Source organism: Herbidospora mongoliensis (genome assembly GCF_001570545.1).
Taxonomy (GTDB): Bacteria; Actinomycetota; Actinomycetes; order Streptosporangiales; family Streptosporangiaceae; genus Herbidospora; species Herbidospora mongoliensis.
This window is the reverse complement of record NZ_BBXD01000021.1, coordinates 65,775-79,308: the sequence shown is the minus strand read 5'-3', so window position 1 is coordinate 79,308 and position 13,534 is coordinate 65,775. Positions and strand designations below refer to the sequence as shown.

Annotated in this window: 16 protein-coding genes and 1 pseudogene; 10 read left to right on the top strand and 7 right to left on the bottom strand. The window is 69.1% G+C overall.

The window, feature by feature from the left end; genetic code table 11:
• The first annotated feature begins 14 nt into the window (after positions 1 to 14).
• Genes AW272_RS30970 through AW272_RS30960 form a run of 3 tightly spaced genes read left to right on the top strand, consistent with a single transcriptional unit; the run spans position 15 to position 2,737 of the window.
• A complete protein-coding gene (locus tag AW272_RS30970) occupies positions 15 to 1,124 on the top strand; it encodes an alanine racemase (protein WP_369408789.1) in 1,110 nt (369 codons plus the stop codon).
• Positions 1,125 to 1,133: 9 nt separating this feature from the next.
• Positions 1,134 to 1,514, top strand: coding sequence for a RidA family protein (locus AW272_RS30965; RefSeq protein ID WP_066372821.1), 381 nt, complete (start codon positions 1,134 to 1,136; stop codon positions 1,512 to 1,514).
• Positions 1,514 to 2,737 carry a hypothetical protein gene (locus AW272_RS30960; RefSeq protein WP_066372812.1) on the top strand — a complete coding sequence of 408 codons (1,224 nt, stop codon included), beginning with the start codon at positions 1,514 to 1,516 and terminating at the stop codon, positions 2,735 to 2,737. The genes AW272_RS30965 and AW272_RS30960 overlap by 1 nt, the downstream gene beginning before the upstream one ends.
• Before the next feature lie 18 nt (positions 2,738 to 2,755).
• On the opposite strand, the gene AW272_RS30955 is transcribed toward AW272_RS30960, so the two are convergent.
• Positions 2,756 to 3,181: an ArsI/CadI family heavy metal resistance metalloenzyme gene (locus tag AW272_RS30955; protein WP_066372810.1), complete on the bottom strand. Its 426-nt coding sequence runs from the start codon at positions 3,179 to 3,181 to the stop codon at positions 2,756 to 2,758.
• Positions 3,182 to 3,251: 70 nt separating this feature from the next.
• Here AW272_RS30955 and AW272_RS30950 point away from each other — a divergent pair, with 70 nt between their 5' ends.
• The 4 genes and pseudogenes from AW272_RS30950 to AW272_RS43605 all read left to right on the top strand — a co-directional run bounded on the left by AW272_RS30950 (position 3,252) and on the right by AW272_RS43605 (position 5,148).
• Positions 3,252 to 3,587: an ArsR/SmtB family transcription factor gene (locus AW272_RS30950; RefSeq protein WP_066372808.1), complete on the top strand. Its 336-nt coding sequence runs from the start codon at positions 3,252 to 3,254 to the stop codon at positions 3,585 to 3,587.
• Positions 3,584 to 4,264: an aquaporin gene (locus AW272_RS30945; protein WP_245657808.1), complete on the top strand. Its 681-nt coding sequence runs from the start codon at positions 3,584 to 3,586 to the stop codon at positions 4,262 to 4,264. Before AW272_RS30950 ends, AW272_RS30945 begins: the two co-directional genes overlap by 4 nt.
• Positions 4,261 to 4,650, top strand: a pseudogene (locus tag AW272_RS43885) (arsenate reductase ArsC); the annotation flags it as partial. The gene AW272_RS30945 and the pseudogene AW272_RS43885, both read left to right, overlap by 4 nt.
• A complete protein-coding gene (locus tag AW272_RS43605) occupies positions 4,627 to 5,148 on the top strand; it encodes a GNAT family N-acetyltransferase (protein WP_066373088.1) in 522 nt (173 codons plus the stop codon). The pseudogene AW272_RS43885 and the gene AW272_RS43605, both read left to right, overlap by 24 nt.
• A 2-nt stretch (positions 5,149 to 5,150) precedes the next feature.
• Here AW272_RS43605 and AW272_RS30935 read toward each other — a convergent pair whose 3' ends face one another.
• From AW272_RS30935 to AW272_RS30920, 4 genes are all read right to left on the bottom strand, one after another.
• Complete coding sequence (locus AW272_RS30935) at positions 5,151 to 6,152, bottom strand: LacI family DNA-binding transcriptional regulator (RefSeq protein WP_066372797.1); 1,002 nt, start codon at positions 6,150 to 6,152, stop codon at positions 5,151 to 5,153.
• A gap of 52 nt (positions 6,153 to 6,204) precedes the next feature.
• Positions 6,205 to 7,158 (bottom strand): carbohydrate ABC transporter permease, encoded by a 954-nt coding sequence (locus tag AW272_RS30930; protein ID WP_066372795.1) that lies wholly within the window; start codon positions 7,156 to 7,158, stop codon positions 6,205 to 6,207.
• Position 7,159: 1 nt separating this feature from the next.
• Positions 7,160 to 8,137 carry a carbohydrate ABC transporter permease gene (locus tag AW272_RS30925; RefSeq protein WP_066373087.1) on the bottom strand — a complete coding sequence of 326 codons (978 nt, stop codon included), beginning with the start codon at positions 8,135 to 8,137 and terminating at the stop codon, positions 7,160 to 7,162.
• Between the two features lie 80 nt (positions 8,138 to 8,217).
• Positions 8,218 to 9,591, bottom strand: coding sequence for an ABC transporter substrate-binding protein (locus tag AW272_RS30920; protein ID WP_066372793.1), 1,374 nt, complete (start codon positions 9,589 to 9,591; stop codon positions 8,218 to 8,220).
• 726 nt (positions 9,592 to 10,317) lie between these two features.
• Between AW272_RS30920 and AW272_RS30915 the strand changes: the two genes are divergently transcribed.
• Together AW272_RS30915 and AW272_RS30910 are read left to right on the top strand one after the other, a co-directional pair.
• On the top strand, positions 10,318 to 11,691 hold the full coding sequence (locus AW272_RS30915; protein WP_066372784.1) for a GH1 family beta-glucosidase: 1,374 nt from the start codon (positions 10,318 to 10,320) through the stop codon (positions 11,689 to 11,691).
• Positions 11,688 to 12,668: a LacI family DNA-binding transcriptional regulator gene (locus tag AW272_RS30910; RefSeq protein ID WP_066372781.1), complete on the top strand. Its 981-nt coding sequence runs from the start codon at positions 11,688 to 11,690 to the stop codon at positions 12,666 to 12,668. The genes AW272_RS30915 and AW272_RS30910 overlap by 4 nt, the downstream gene beginning before the upstream one ends.
• Here AW272_RS30910 and AW272_RS30905 read toward each other — a convergent pair.
• On the bottom strand, positions 12,652 to 13,056 hold the full coding sequence (locus AW272_RS30905) for an SRPBCC family protein (RefSeq protein WP_066372780.1): 405 nt from the start codon (positions 13,054 to 13,056) through the stop codon (positions 12,652 to 12,654). The two genes, AW272_RS30910 and AW272_RS30905, sit on opposite strands and share 17 nt — an antisense overlap.
• Here AW272_RS30905 and AW272_RS42650 point away from each other — a divergent pair.
• Positions 13,040 to 13,294: a hypothetical protein gene (locus AW272_RS42650; protein WP_157518906.1), complete on the top strand. Its 255-nt coding sequence runs from the start codon at positions 13,040 to 13,042 to the stop codon at positions 13,292 to 13,294. The genes AW272_RS30905 and AW272_RS42650 overlap by 17 nt on opposite strands.
• A gap of 7 nt (positions 13,295 to 13,301) precedes the next feature.
• Here AW272_RS42650 and AW272_RS41225 read toward each other — a convergent pair whose 3' ends face one another.
• Positions 13,302 to 13,472, bottom strand: coding sequence for an MbtH family NRPS accessory protein (locus AW272_RS41225; RefSeq protein WP_083958868.1), 171 nt, complete (start codon positions 13,470 to 13,472; stop codon positions 13,302 to 13,304).
• Between the last annotated feature and the right edge of the window lie 62 nt (positions 13,473 to 13,534).

Genomic DNA, 13,534 nt, shown 5'->3' with positions numbered 1-13,534 from the left:
TATACGATCCACGAGTGCTCATTTCCGGCATGACCATCGACTGGCGTACACGGGGATTCGTCCAGCCGGAACCGGTCACGGCGGAGGAGTTCCTCGCGGCGCGCCACAGCCTGTTCGACGGGCCGTTCACGTGGCCGCTCATGGTCGCCCGCGAGAGCGCCGTCGACCACAACGTGGGGGTGCTGGCGCGGCACGTACGGGAAAACGGCCTTTCGCACGCCCCGCACGGCAAGACGACCATGTCACCGCAGCTCTTCGCCAAACAGCTCGAAGCGGGCGCCTGGGGACTGACCGCCGCGACCGCCGGCCAGGTCATGATCTATCGGCACCTGGGGGTGGAAAGGGTGCTGCTGGCCAACGAGATCTACGACGAGAAAGCGATCGAGTGGCTGGCGAAGCAGGACTTCGAGTTGCTTGTCTACGCCGACTCCCCGCGCGGCGTCGAACTGCTGGCCGGGAAGGGCTTCCGGATCCTGGTCGAACTGGGGCATCCCGGCGGGCGAACCGGCTGCCGGACCCTCGACGAGGCGAAAGCGCTCAAAGCCCTCATCGACGCCACCGACGGGGTCGAGTTCGCCGGTGTGTCCGGCTATGAGGGCACCCAGCCCGATCGCGCCGGCGTCACCCGGTATCTGAAGGACCTGCGCAGGCTCGCGGAAGACCTGGACGCCCCGATCGTCTCGGCCGGCGGCAGCTCCTACTTCGACCTGGTCACCGACGAGCTCGCGGGCATGAACGCCCAGGTCATCGTGCGCCCCGGCGCCTACATCGGGCACGACGAGGGCTTCTACGCCCGGATGAGCCCCTTCGCCGACCGGCTGAAGCCCGCCCTTGAGGTGTACGCCCAGGTCATCTCCACCCCCGAACCCGGCATGGCCATCGTCGGGCTGGGCAAGCGCGACATCTCTCATGACCTCGACCTTCCGATCGCGCCCGGCGGCCTGGAAGTGACGAAGATCCAGGACCAGCACACCTACCTCAGCGACCCCGCGAACACGGTCACGCCCGGGGACGTGCTGAGGTTCGGCATCTCCCACCCCTGCACCGCCTTCGACAAGTGGCGGGTCATCCCGGTCATCGACGACGACCACATCGTGGTCGATCTGCTCACCACGTACTTCTGAGGAGAGACAGTGAAGAAAGAGCTGCGGACCACCGACGGCGCCGCCCCGGTCGGCGCCTACTCGCAGGGGCTCGTGGTCGGCGACTTCGTCTACACCTCCGGGATGGGGCCGCTCGACCCGGTCACCGGTGAGGTCGTCGGCGACGACGTGGCTGCGCAGACCCACCGGACCATGCAGAACCTGGGCGCGGTGCTGGCCGCCCACGGCCTGACCTTCGACGACGTGATCAAGTCGACGGTGCACCTGGAGAACCTGAAGGAGGACTTCGCCGCCTACAACGAGGTGTACAAGTCCTACTTCACCCAGCCCTATCCGGTCAGGACCACCGTAGGATCGCAGCTCATGAACATCCTGGTGGAAATCGACTTCGTGGCCTACAAGGGGCGTTAGTGGATTCTTCGGTGTACGTCTTCGTCGAGGACCTGCGCGACGAGGGCGTCGACGTGGTACTCGACCGGATCACGGAGCTCGGCGTGGCCGGGGTGACCGTGGCCGCGGCCGTCCACCAGATCACGGACGTCACCCCGCACGGGGCCAGCCGTGTCACCGTCCGCCACGACGGGGTGCACTTCCCGCCGCCCCCCGAGCTGTTCGGACGCCTGTCGCCGCCGGTCCAGGCCGGCGCCGACGACAAGGTCCTCGACGACCTGCGGGCCGCCTGCCGGGCCAAGGGCCTGGCCTTCCACGGCTGGGCGGTGTTCCTGCGCAGCCCGACCCTCGGGGCGCTGCACCCCGAGGTGACGGTCCGCAACTGCTTCGGCGACCGCAGTGCCCCCGCCGACCTGTGCCCGGCCAACCCCGACGTGCGCGCCTACGCCGTCGGGCTGGCTCGCGCGGTGGCCAGGCAGGGCGTCGACAGCGTGGTGGCCGACTCGCTCCACTTCGCCGCGTTCGCCGCCGGGCGCTCCTACATCCCGCTCGGCCCCATGGACGCCTTCCTGCTCGGCCTGTGCTTCTGCCACCACTGCCTGCTGCGGGCCACCCAACTGGGCGTGAACGCGGAAGTGGCCCGCGAGGAGTGCGCCCGCATCGTCGGCGGCGTCCTCGACGGTGACCCGCCCGCCCAGGGCCAGGTCACCAGGGCCGCGCTGACCGCCTACGCCGGACCCGAGGTGGTCGCCTACGCCCGCGCCCGCTCCGAGACGGTGACCTCCCTGGTCGCCGAGGTCTCGGCGGCGGTCACGGAAGAGGGCTCCCAGCTCACCTTCATGGACGCCACCGGCGCGCTGAAGGGCGCCGCCGACGGCCTCCCCACCGCGGGCCTGGCGGCGCACGACGCCTGGCAGATCGGCATCGACCTGATGGCGCTCGGCGACCTGGTCCCGTCGTTCGCGGTGCTCGCCTACGCCCGCGACGCGGCCCGGATCGCCGACGACCTGGCCGCCTATTCGCGCTCGGTCGGCAAGGACCGCGAACTGCGCGCGATCCTGCGGCCGGGCATGCCCGACATCGAGGGCTGGGGCGAACGCCGCCGCGACGTCGACTCGACCGAACGCCTGGCCGCCAAGGTCAGGGCGGCCAAGGCGGCGGGCGCTGCGGGCGTCGACTTCTTCGCGTACGGCCTGGTCTCCCGCAAGGTCCTGAGCAGGATCGACGGGGCCCTGTCCGGCTGACGCTGTCCGGCTGACGAGTCAGCAGCACACGGGTTCGGCGGATCCGCAGCAGACCGAGTCTTCTCTGGTCAGAGTCGACGCGTCGGCCTTGACCGTGTAGACCTCCCACGGCTCGTCGCCGGGGCCGGTGACCCAGACCTTGTCCTGGACCGCGTAGCAGCAGGCGGTGTCCTGCTCGTCGGCGGTCGCCAGCCCCTCGGCCGCCAGCCGGGCCGAGGCCGCCGTCACCTCGCCGGTGGTCCCGACCTCGACGCCGAGGTGGTCCAGCACCGTCGGCAGACCGGGCTCGCCCTCCAGGAGCACGAGCTTGAGCGGGGGTTCGGCGATGGCGAAGTTGGCGTAGCCGGGCCGCCGCTTGGCCGGTTCGGCGCCGAAGAGCCTGCTGTAGAAGGCGACGGACGCCTCAAGGTCGGAAACCCGCAGCGCGAGCTGAACACGGGACATGTGATCTCCCTGTATCGATGGATGTCTAAGTAGCGTGCATCCTGGTATCGATGTATGTCAATATTGACGTATGTCGAACCAGTCGGACTGCTGCGCTCCTCTGGCCCGAGAGCCCATCGCCAAGGACGACGCCGTCGAGATGGCCCGCATCCTAAAAGCGGTCGCCGACCCGGTGCGGCTGCGCCTGCTGTCGCTCATCGCGGCCCGCGACGCCGACACCTGCGTCTGCGATCTCCTGCCCGACTTCGACCTCTCCCAGCCGACGATCTCCCACCACCTGAAGATCCTCAGAGAGGCCGGGCTGATCGGGTCCGAGCGGCGCGGCACCTGGGTCTACTCATGGGTGATCCCCGAGACACTCGACCGTCTGTCGGCGCTGTTCGCCACGTCCAAGGCGGAGGTGTGATCCCACTGGCCCGGCGCGCCGCAGCCGAGTTCGTCGGGACCTGCCTGCTCGTCACGGTCGTGATCGGGTCGGGCATCGCCGCCGCGCGGCTGTCCCCCGACGACGTCGGCCTCCAACTGGCCGAGAACGCCGCGGCGACCGCCGCCGGGCTCGCGGTCATCATCCTGATCGTGGGACCGGTGTCCGGCGCCCACCTCAACCCCGTGGTCTCCCTCGTCGACTGGGCGCTGGGCAGGCGCGACCACACCACGCTTGGGGTCTACGCGCTGGCGCAGACCTCGGGTGCCATCGGCGGCGCCGTGCTGGCCAACCTCATGTTCGGCCTGCCCGCCGTCACCGTCGCCACGACCGTCCGGACCGGACCGTCGCTGTGGCTGGCCGAGGTGGTCGCGACCGCCGGTCTGGTCGCCCTGGTGTTCAGCCTCGTCCGCACCGGCCGTGCCCACCTGGCCGCACCGGCGGTCGGGGCCTACATCGGGTCGGCCTACTGGTTCACCTCGTCGACCTCGTTCGCCAACCCCGCCGTGACCGTCGGCCGCGTCTTCAGCGACACCTTCGCCGGGATCGCGCCGGGGTCGGTCGCGCCCTTCGTCCTGGCCCAGGTCGTCGGCGCGGTCGTCGGAACCGCCCTGGTCCTGGTTCTCCACCCCGCTCAAGCTTCCGAGGAATTCGTATGACCGACGTGCTCTTCGTCTGTGTGCACAACGCAGGCCGTTCGCAGATGGCCGCCGCCCTGCTCGATCATCACGCCAAGGGCCGCGTCGTGGTCCGGTCGGCCGGGTCGGTGCCCGCCGCCACGCTCAACCCCGCCGTGGTCGCGGCCATGGCGGAGATCGGGCTCGACCTGTCGAAGGCGTATCCGAAACCCCTCACCGACGAGGCGGTCCAGGCGTCCGACGTCGTGATCACCATGGGGTGCGGCGACACCTGCGCCTTCTACCCGGGCAAGCGCTACCTCGACTGGGACCTGCCCGACCCGGCGGGTCAGGGGATGGACGCGGTGCGGCCGATCCGCGACGAGATCGAGCGCCGGGTCCTGATGCTGCTGGGGGAGATCGACGCGGGGGTGGTCGTCCGCTCGATGCGCGACGAGGACGCCGCTCAGGTCCTGGCCATCTACCAGGCGGGGCTCGACGGCGGCCAGGCCAGCTTCGAGACCGTCGCGCCGGCCTGGGAGGACTTCGTCGCGGCCAGGCTCCCCGGCCACCGGTATGTGGTCGTCGACACCGCGTCGGGGGAGGTGGCCGGGTGGATCGCCGCCTCCGCCGTCTCCAGCAGGTGCGTCTACGCCGGGGTCGTCGAGCACTCCCTGTACGTCTCCCCGGCCCACCAGGGACGCGGGATCGGGACCCTGCTCCTGAACGCCCTGATCGACTCGACCGAGGCCGACGGGATCTGGACCGTCCAGGCCGGGATCTTCCCCGAGAACGCCGCCAGCCTGCGGCTCCACGAGAAGGCCGGGTTCCGGCCGGTCGGCGTCCGGGAACGCGTCGGACGCCACCACGACAGGTGGAGAGACGTCGTGTTCCTCGAACGCCGGAGCCGGGTCGCCGGGCTGTAGCGTCAGGCCGATTCGCGGACGACCAACTCGGTGGAAAGTATCACCGGATCGGCCACCGTCTCGTCGCGCTCCAGCAGGCTGAGCAGCAGCTTCACCATCGCCGCCGCCTGTTCGATGATCGGGTGACGGACCGTCGTCAGCGGCGGGTCGGTGTAGCGGGCCGCCTCGATGTCGTCGAAACCGACGATCGCCACGTCGCCCGGCACGCTCCGCCCCGCGTGGCGCAGCGCCTGCATCGCGCCGATCGCCATCAGGTCGTTGGCGATGAACACCGCGTCGAGTTGCGGGTCGTCTTCGAGGAGCTGGCGCATCGCGATGGCGCCGGACTCGCGGGTGAAGTCGCCGACCGCGACGATCGAGCGCTTGTCGCTGTCGCGCAGGGCCGTGCGGTAGCCGGTCAGCCGGTCCTGCCCGCCGATCATGTCCTGCGGTCCGGCGATCGTGGCGATGCGCCGGCGACCCCGCTCCAGCAGGTGTTTCACGGCCTTCTCCGCGCCGCCCACGTTGTCGTTGTCGACGTAGGGGAGCGCCACCGGGACGGCGGGGCGGCCGTAGGACACCGCCGGGACGCCCATGCGGGTGATCGCGGCGGGCAGCGGGTCGGCGCCGTGCATCGAGATCAGCATGACGCCGTCGACGTGACCGCTGGCGATGTATCGCTCCACACGGGCGTGTGACTGGGCCGAGCCGCTGAGCATCAGCACGACCTGCTTGTCGGCCGCCTCAAGCTCGACGCTGGCCGAGCGGATGACGGTGGAGAACATGGGGTCGTCGGAGAACACCCGCGTCGTCGGCTCCGACACCACCAGGGCGATCGAGTCGGTCCGCTGGGTGACGAGGCTGCGCGCCGCCGAGTTGGGCACGTAGCCCAGCTCTCGGACGGCGCGCAGAACCACGTCGCGGATCTCGGGACCGACGGTGGCCTGGCCGTTGACGACCCTGGAGACGGTCGCCCGGGAAACCCCGGCTCGTGCGGCGACGGCCTCCAAGGTGGGGCGCTTCATCGACAGGTCCCTCCCACGGGGCTTGGGTTGCGGACGATAACGATATCGGCCCCTAGCCCTTCACACTTCCGGCCAGCAGGCCGCGTACGAAGTAACGCTGCATCGACAGGAAGACGATCAACGGGATGACCATGGAGACGAACGCGCCCGAGGTGAGGCGCTGCCACTCGTTTCCTCTGGTCCCGGCCATCTGCGCCAGCCGTACCGTCATCGGAGCCGTTTCGGCCGTGCCGCCCGAGAAGATGAGCGCGACCAGCAGGTCGTTCCACACCCACAGGAACTGGAAGATGCCGAACGCCGCCAGCGCGGGGGCCACCAGCGGCAATACGACCTTGCGCAGGATCGTGCCGTGGGTGGCGCCGTCGACGCGGGCCGCCTCCATCAGTTCGCCGGGGAGTTCCGACATGAAGTTGTGGATCAGGAACACGCCCAGCGGCAGCGCGAAACAGGTGTGCGCGAACCAGACCTGGATGAACTGGGCCGAGCCTTCGAGGTTCCAGGCCGGCATCAGGGTCAGCCCGAACACCTCGACACCCTGCGAGAAGAACGACAGCAGCGGCACGAGAGCCATCTGCAGCGGTACGACCTGGAGGGCGAAGATCGCGATGTAGACCCAGTCGCGGCCCTTGAACCTCGTCCACGACAGCGCGTAGGCCGCGAAGGTGGCCAGCGCCAGCGGGAACAGCACCGACGGGATCGTGATCACGATCGAGTTGATCAGGAAGCTGGCCAGGCGGCCCGACGACGAGGAACTGCCGAACAGCACCTCTTTGTAGTTGTCCAGCGTCAGCGCGGGGTTGGTGAACCACGTCCACCAGCCCGATCCCTTGATGTCGTCCTCCGGCCGGAACGACGACAGGAACAGGCCGAACGTCGGGGTCGTCCAGAGCACCGCGATGACGACGGCGACCAGGCTCGCGGTGCGGCTGGTCAGCCGTTTGCGGACCCGGCCCACCGGTGTTTTCGGCTGCTGGGGTTTGGCCACGCTCGGGGCGATGGTGGTCATCTCATGCCTCCCGGCGCTGCCGCAACGAGCGGATCTGGTAGACGACGATGGGCGTCACGAGCACGAAGAGGAACACGGCCAGAGCCGCGCCCTTGCCCGCCTCGCCGTAACGGAACGCCTGGTTGTACATCTCGTTGGCGATGACGCTGGTGTCGAACTGGCCGCCCGTCATCGTGCGGACGATGTCGAACAGTTTCAGGGTGCCGATCGACTGGGTCACCAGCACCACCACGAGCGCGGGGCGGATCGAGGGGAGCGTGACCCGGAAGAACATCTGCATCGGGCTCGCGCCGTCGAGGCGGGCGGCCTCGACGATCTCGGCCGGGATGCCCTTGATCGCGGCCGACAGGACCACGGTGGCGAAGCCGGCCTGGATCCAGACCACCACGACGATGAGGAACAGCGTGTTGGTCGGGGCGTTCTGCAGCCACTGCTGCGGTTCGCCGCCGAGCCACACCACGACCTGGTTGAGCAGGCCGATCTGGTCGCCCTCGGTGGGGCGGTAGGCGTACACGAACCGCCAGATGATGCCCGCGCCGACGAACGAGATCGCCATCGGCAGGAACACCAGCGACTTGGCCACCGACTCGAAGCGGGACTTGTCCACCACGACGGCGTACACGAGGCCGATGGCCGTCACCAGAGCCGGCACCAGCAGCACCCAGATCAGGGTGTTGCGCAGGACCGTGAGCGACTCGGGCTGGGTGAACATCCAGGCGTAGTTGTCGAGGCCGACGAACTGGCTGCTGTCGCCGTTCATGAACGAGAGCAGGGTGGTCCGGATCCCGGGGACCACCAGGCCGATCCCGAGCAGCAGCAGCGCGGGGCCGAGCAGCAGGAGTGAGTGCAGCCACGACCGTTCCTTCATGGGGGCACGGTCGAGCAGCAGGAGCATGAGGCCGACGAAGGCCAGGAACGCAACGACGCCGATCAGAAGCTGGACCAGTTTGGGCGCTTCAGCGGCGAAATCGAAGACCAAATCCATGGTGAGGGTCTCCCAGTTACAGGTACGCCCGGCCCCGGAGCGTAGGGCTCCGGGGCCGGGACGGTCGCCCTATGTCAGGACTTGGGCCAGGAGGCTTCGATGAAGTCGAGGGTCGACTTCGTGTCCTTGCCGTTGATCCAGTCGGTCATGCCCTTCCAGAAGGTGCCCGCGCCGACCGCGGCCGGCATCAGGTCGGAACCGTCGAAGCGGAAGACCGTGCTCGGGTCCTGCAGCATCTCCATCGAGAGCTTGTCGATCGGGTTCGCGGCCTTGCTGACGTCGACCTTCTTGTTGGCCGAGACATAGGTTCCGAGCGCCATACGGCGGTTCGGGAAGTCGCCACCGGCGAGGTAGGCCTGGACGGCCTGGACCTCGGGACGGTCGGAGAATCCGGCGACGAACTCACCGGCGCCGAGCACCGGCTTGCTGGTGGCGTCGTTGCCGGGCAGGTAGAACGCGAAGACGTCGCCGTCCTCGGCCACCTTGGTGCCCTCGGGCCAGAAGTTGGCGTAGAAGGAGGCCTGGCGGTGCAGGGCGCACTTGCCCTCGGTGATCGGGACGCCGCCCTCCTGGAAGGCGGTCGAGGCGATCGACTTCACGGGGCCGTAGCCGCCGTTGACGTACTTCTCGTTCTTGAGGATCGCGCCGACCTTGTCGACCGCGGTGATCATCTTGGGGTCGTTGAAGGGGAGGTCGTGGCCGACCCACTGGTCGTAGCCGTCGGGGCCGAGGTCGCGGAGGACGATGTCCTCGATCCAGTCGGTCGCGGGCCAGCCGGTGGCGTCGCCCGACTCGATGCCGGCGCACCAGGGCTTGATGCCGGAGGCGGCGATCGTCTCGGTCAGGGTCATCAGATCGGCCCACGTGGTGGGGACGGTCCAGCCCTTCTCGGCGAACATGGAGGGGGAGTACCACACGAACGACTTCACGCTGGCGCCCAGCGGCGCGCCGTAGAAGGTGTTGTCGACCGTGCCGTACTTGACCCAGTCGGGCGACCAGTTCTCGTTGGCCAGGCCCTTGACCTTCTCAGAGGCGGGCTTCAGCTTGCCGGCCTTGGCGAAGCGCTCAAGGAGGCCGGGCTGGGGGAAGAAGGCGATGTCGGGCGGGTTGCCGGCGTCGGCACGCACCTGGATCTGGGCCTCGAACTCGCCGGTGCCCTCATAGGTGATCTTGATGCCGGTGCAGTCGGCGAAGGGCTTCCAGGCCTGCTCGAACAGGTCGGCCTCCGCGTCGCGGATCGGGGAGTAGATGCTCACCGTCGTGCCGTCGAACTTGCCGTACTCGGTGAACGGCGCGCATTCCGCGGACGCGGCTTCGCCGCCGCCGGCAGCACTCGCGCTCGGCGCGGCGGTGTCGCCGCCGGAGTTGCCGCAGCCGGTGGCCACGAGTGCCAGGCCCAAACTGGCCGCGATGGCGGACAAACGGGCGGGTCGTGAGAGGAGCGACATGGACCCTTCCTCCAAAGTTCTTCCATGAACTCTCATCAGAGAGCGATTCCGGAAGCTTCACCCCGGTTACGACGGCGTGTCAATCCATGTGAGATTACGGTTACCTCATTGTGAATTGGACAGTTCCGATAATGAGGAGAGCGCTCTCTGGCGACGTAGCGGCCGGTGACCGGGAGGGTGGCCGATCGTCACATTCCCGGCATTCAACGCCCCATGCCTCAACTCAGGACACGTTATGAGGACAGCGGTGGGAGCGCGACCACGGTTGTGTTCCGATTCGGTCACCACGCCCGGAGAATGAATTAATCCGCATGCCCATACAAATTCGATCAAAGGGAGCCGCCCGATGAGGGCCGCCGGATCCGGTGCTGACGGTGTCGCGGCCGTAACTCTCCGGGAACACCGCTTCGTCCTCGCCGGAGGTGGGGCCTGACGAGCTGGATCGCCCCGTCCCGGCCGGTGGTAGGGCCCATCGGGATCGGCGCGGCCGGCGGCCGCGCCAGGGCGGCGGCGGTCGGCCGGGGCGTCCGGACCGCCCCTGAGGGCCGTCACGGAGAGCGCTCTCAGGCGTCGGGCGCTAACTCCGAGTTAAGTCTGAGTCAATGCGTCCTCACCTGTCACCGGAAAATCCTGTGAAACGGGCCCGCGTTGACATGGGGGCCGACTTGCCGGGATGCTTGCTGAGAGCGCTCTCACGTAGGGAGCCGGACGGGTGGGGGCGGCAGCATGACCGTGTCGGCGGATCTGGCCAGGGAGTCGGAGGTCGTGGAATTCCCACAGGGGTTCGTCTGGGGCACCGCGACCGCCGCCTACCAGATCGAGGGAGCCACCCGCGACGGGGGACGCGGGCCGAGCATCTGGGACACGTTCAGCGCCACCCCGGGCAAGGTCTTCCAGGGGCACACCGGTGAGGTCGCCTGCGACCACTATCACCGCCACCGCGACGACGTGGCGCTGATGGCCTCGCTCGGCATGTCGGCCTACCGCTTCTCGGTCGCCTGGCCCCGCATCCAGCCCAGCGGCAGCGGCCCGGCCAACCCGCGCGGCCTCGACTTCTACGACCGCCTCGTCGACGACCTGCACGAGGCCGGCATCAGCCCTTACGTCACCCTCTACCACTGGGACCTGCCGCAGGCCCTGGAAGACAGGGGCGGCTGGACCAACCGCGACACGGCTGAGCGGTTCGCCGAATATTCGGCCGCCGTGTTCCGCCGCCTGGGCGACCGGGTGGAGAACTGGACGACCCTGAACGAGCCGTGGTGCTCGGCCTTCCTCGGCTACGCCGCCGGCATCCACGCTCCCGGTCGTACCGACATCGGCGCCTCCTTCGCGGCGGCCCACCATCTGCTCCTCGGCCACGGACTCGCGGTGCGGGAGCTGCGCGCGCTCGGCGCCAGGCAGATCAGCATCACCCACGCCCTATCGCCGATGCGGGGGAGCGACCCCGACGCCGTGGCGGTGCCCGACGGCATCATGAACCGGATCTTCCTCGACCCGGTCCTGCGCGGCGTCTACCCGGCCGACGTGGTCGCCCGCGCCGAACGCTTCACCGACTGGTCGTTCGTGCACGAGGGGGACCTGGCGCTGATCGGGCAGCCGATCGACGTGCTGGGCGTCAACTACTACAACCCGACCTTCACCGAACCCCGCCCCGGGGAACCCGCCAACCCGGTCTTCCCGGGCAGCGAGGGCATCGGGTTCCCTGTCCCCGACGGTCCGAAGACCGCCATGGGCTGGCCGATCGAGGCCGCGGGCCTCACCGAACTCCTGGTGAGCCTGTCCCGCGACTACCCCGGCGTGCCGCTCATGATCACCGAGAACGGCGCCGCCTTCGACGACACGCTCATCGGGGGCCGAGTCGACGACAGGCGGCGCACGGAATTCCTCGACGGCCACTTCCGCGCCGCCCACGACGCCATCGCCCAGGGCGTCGACCTGCGGGGATACCTGGTGTGGAGTTTCCTGGACAACTACGAGTGGGCCTACGGGTACGACAAGCGCTTCGGACTGGTCTACGTCGACTACGCGACCCAGGAGCGCTTCCCGAAGGACAGCGCCAAGTGGTACGCCGAGGTGATCCGCCGGAACGGGCTGGCGTGAGCAGACCCACCCTGGAGAAGGTCGCCGCCCGGGCCGGTGTGTCCCGGGCGACGGTCTCCCGCGTCGTCAACGGCTCGACGACCGTGGCCGAGCACATCCGCGTCGCCGTCCAGCGGGCCGTCGAGGAACTCGGCTACGTCCCCAACCAGGCCGCCCGCAGCCTGGTGACCCAGCGGGCCGACTCGATCGCGCTGGTCTTCTCCGAGCCGCCGGTACGCGTCTTCTCCGACGACCCGACCTTCGCCGGCATCATCCGGGGGGTGTCGATCGAGGCCGACGCGGCCGACAAACAGGTCGTCCTGATGCTGGCCGGCTCCTCCCGGGGCCACGAGCGCGTCGAGCGCTACACGACCTCGGGCCACGTCGACGGGGTGATCGTCGCCTCCATGCACGGGGCCGACCCCCTGCCCGCCGCCCTCGCCCGCTGGGGCATCCCGGTCGTCTGCAGCGGCCGGCCCCTGACGGGTTCCTCTCTTCCGTACGTCGACATCGACAACGTCGGCGGCGCCGAGTCGGCGGTCAGGCATCTGCTGGAGTCGGGCCGCCGGCGCATCGCGACCATCGCCGGGCCGCCCGACATGGTGGCCGGCATCGACCGCCTGACCGGCTATCGCACGATGCTGCGCGATTCGGGCCGGCGGTCGATCATCGCGATCGGCGACTTCACCCGCGACAGCGGCTTCGAGGGCATGAACCAGCTGCTCGAAGACGACCCCGCGCTCGACGCGGTGTTCGCGGCCTCGGACATGATGGCGCTCGGCGCGCTGCAGGCCCTGCGCAAGGCCGGCCGCCGGGTGCCCGACGACGTGGCGGTGATCGGCTACGACGACATCCCGTCCGCGTCCTACGCCGACCCGCCGCTGACGACGATCAGGCAGCCGACGTTGCGGATGGGCCGCGAGCTCGCGCGGCTGCTGCTCAACCCCGGCGAGTCGGTGATCCTGCCGACCGAGCTGGTGGTCAGGGAGTCGGCGTAGCGCTCTCGATCGCGGCCTTCATCTCGGCGGCGCCGTACCGCATCCGGATCTCCACCTCTCCGGCGGCGGTGTCCGGGAGGATGTCGGCCCTCCAGACCAGCGTTCCGTCCGGCCGGACCTCGAACGAGGCGTGGTGGTGGATCAGCGGGGGACGCGCGCCCGCGACCACCGCGTAGGCGAGCCGCCGGGCCTCGTCGTCGATCGAGACGATCAGCTCTTCGACCACGTTGCCGTCGGGGAACGTGAGGAATCTGCGGCCGTCCTCGATCTTCGTGTCGACGACCCGGCCGGGCAGCAGCCGCTCATGAACCGCGCCGACGTCGCTGATGACATCCCAGATGAGATCGGGCGGGGCGGCGACGAGCGTCTCGATGCGGATGGAGGCCACCGGCGGACCATACCGTCACAAAGGGGTTCGCCGGAAGAAAGGTCGTGCCGCCGAGATCCTGGCGGCTGCGGCGAACGGCGAACTCGACTGCCTCGGTTTCGCGCTCGCCGTGGAGAAGCTGGAAGACGAGTCGGAGGTGGTCGTCGCCGAGGTCCGGGGGTTCGGCCTCGAAGTGACGAGGGAGGAGTTCGCGGCGGCCGGGGAGATCATGACGGGCCTGAAGCGGGAACTGGCCTGACGGCCGGTCAGACGATCGTGCCGTCGACGCCCCACAGCGTCGCCACGCGGTCGAGGTGTTCCTGGAACACGCCGTCGACACCGGTCGCGACCCATCCGTCAGGGATGTCGCGGTCGGCGGGACAGAGGGAGTAGTTCCCCTCTCCGTCCATGATGACCTTGAACGTTCGTGGGGCCATTCCTGCCCCTTTCCACCATCTGAGAGCGCTCTCTGTTCAGAATCCACCCGTTCCACTGGAAC

Coding starts and splice junctions, on each gene's coding strand:
- AW272_RS30955 (WP_066372810.1), bottom strand. CDS start 3,181: ATGTCCCGTGTTCAGCTCGCGCTGCGGGTTTCCGACCTTGAGGCGTCC.
- AW272_RS30950 (WP_066372808.1), top strand. CDS start 3,252: ATGTCGAACCAGTCGGACTGCTGCGCTCCTCTGGCCCGAGAGCCCATC.
- AW272_RS43605 (WP_066373088.1), top strand. CDS start 4,627: ATGCTGCTGGGGGAGATCGACGCGGGGGTGGTCGTCCGCTCGATGCGC.
- AW272_RS30935 (WP_066372797.1), bottom strand. CDS start 6,152: ATGAAGCGCCCCACCTTGGAGGCCGTCGCCGCACGAGCCGGGGTTTCC.
- AW272_RS30930 (WP_066372795.1), bottom strand. CDS start 7,158: ATGACCACCATCGCCCCGAGCGTGGCCAAACCCCAGCAGCCGAAAACA.
- AW272_RS30920 (WP_066372793.1), bottom strand. CDS start 9,591: ATGTCGCTCCTCTCACGACCCGCCCGTTTGTCCGCCATCGCGGCCAGT.
- AW272_RS30915 (WP_066372784.1), top strand. CDS start 10,318: ATGACCGTGTCGGCGGATCTGGCCAGGGAGTCGGAGGTCGTGGAATTC.
- AW272_RS42650 (WP_157518906.1), top strand. CDS start 13,040: ATGCGGATGGAGGCCACCGGCGGACCATACCGTCACAAAGGGGTTCGC.
- AW272_RS41225 (WP_083958868.1), bottom strand. CDS start 13,472: ATGGCCCCACGAACGTTCAAGGTCATCATGGACGGAGAGGGGAACTAC.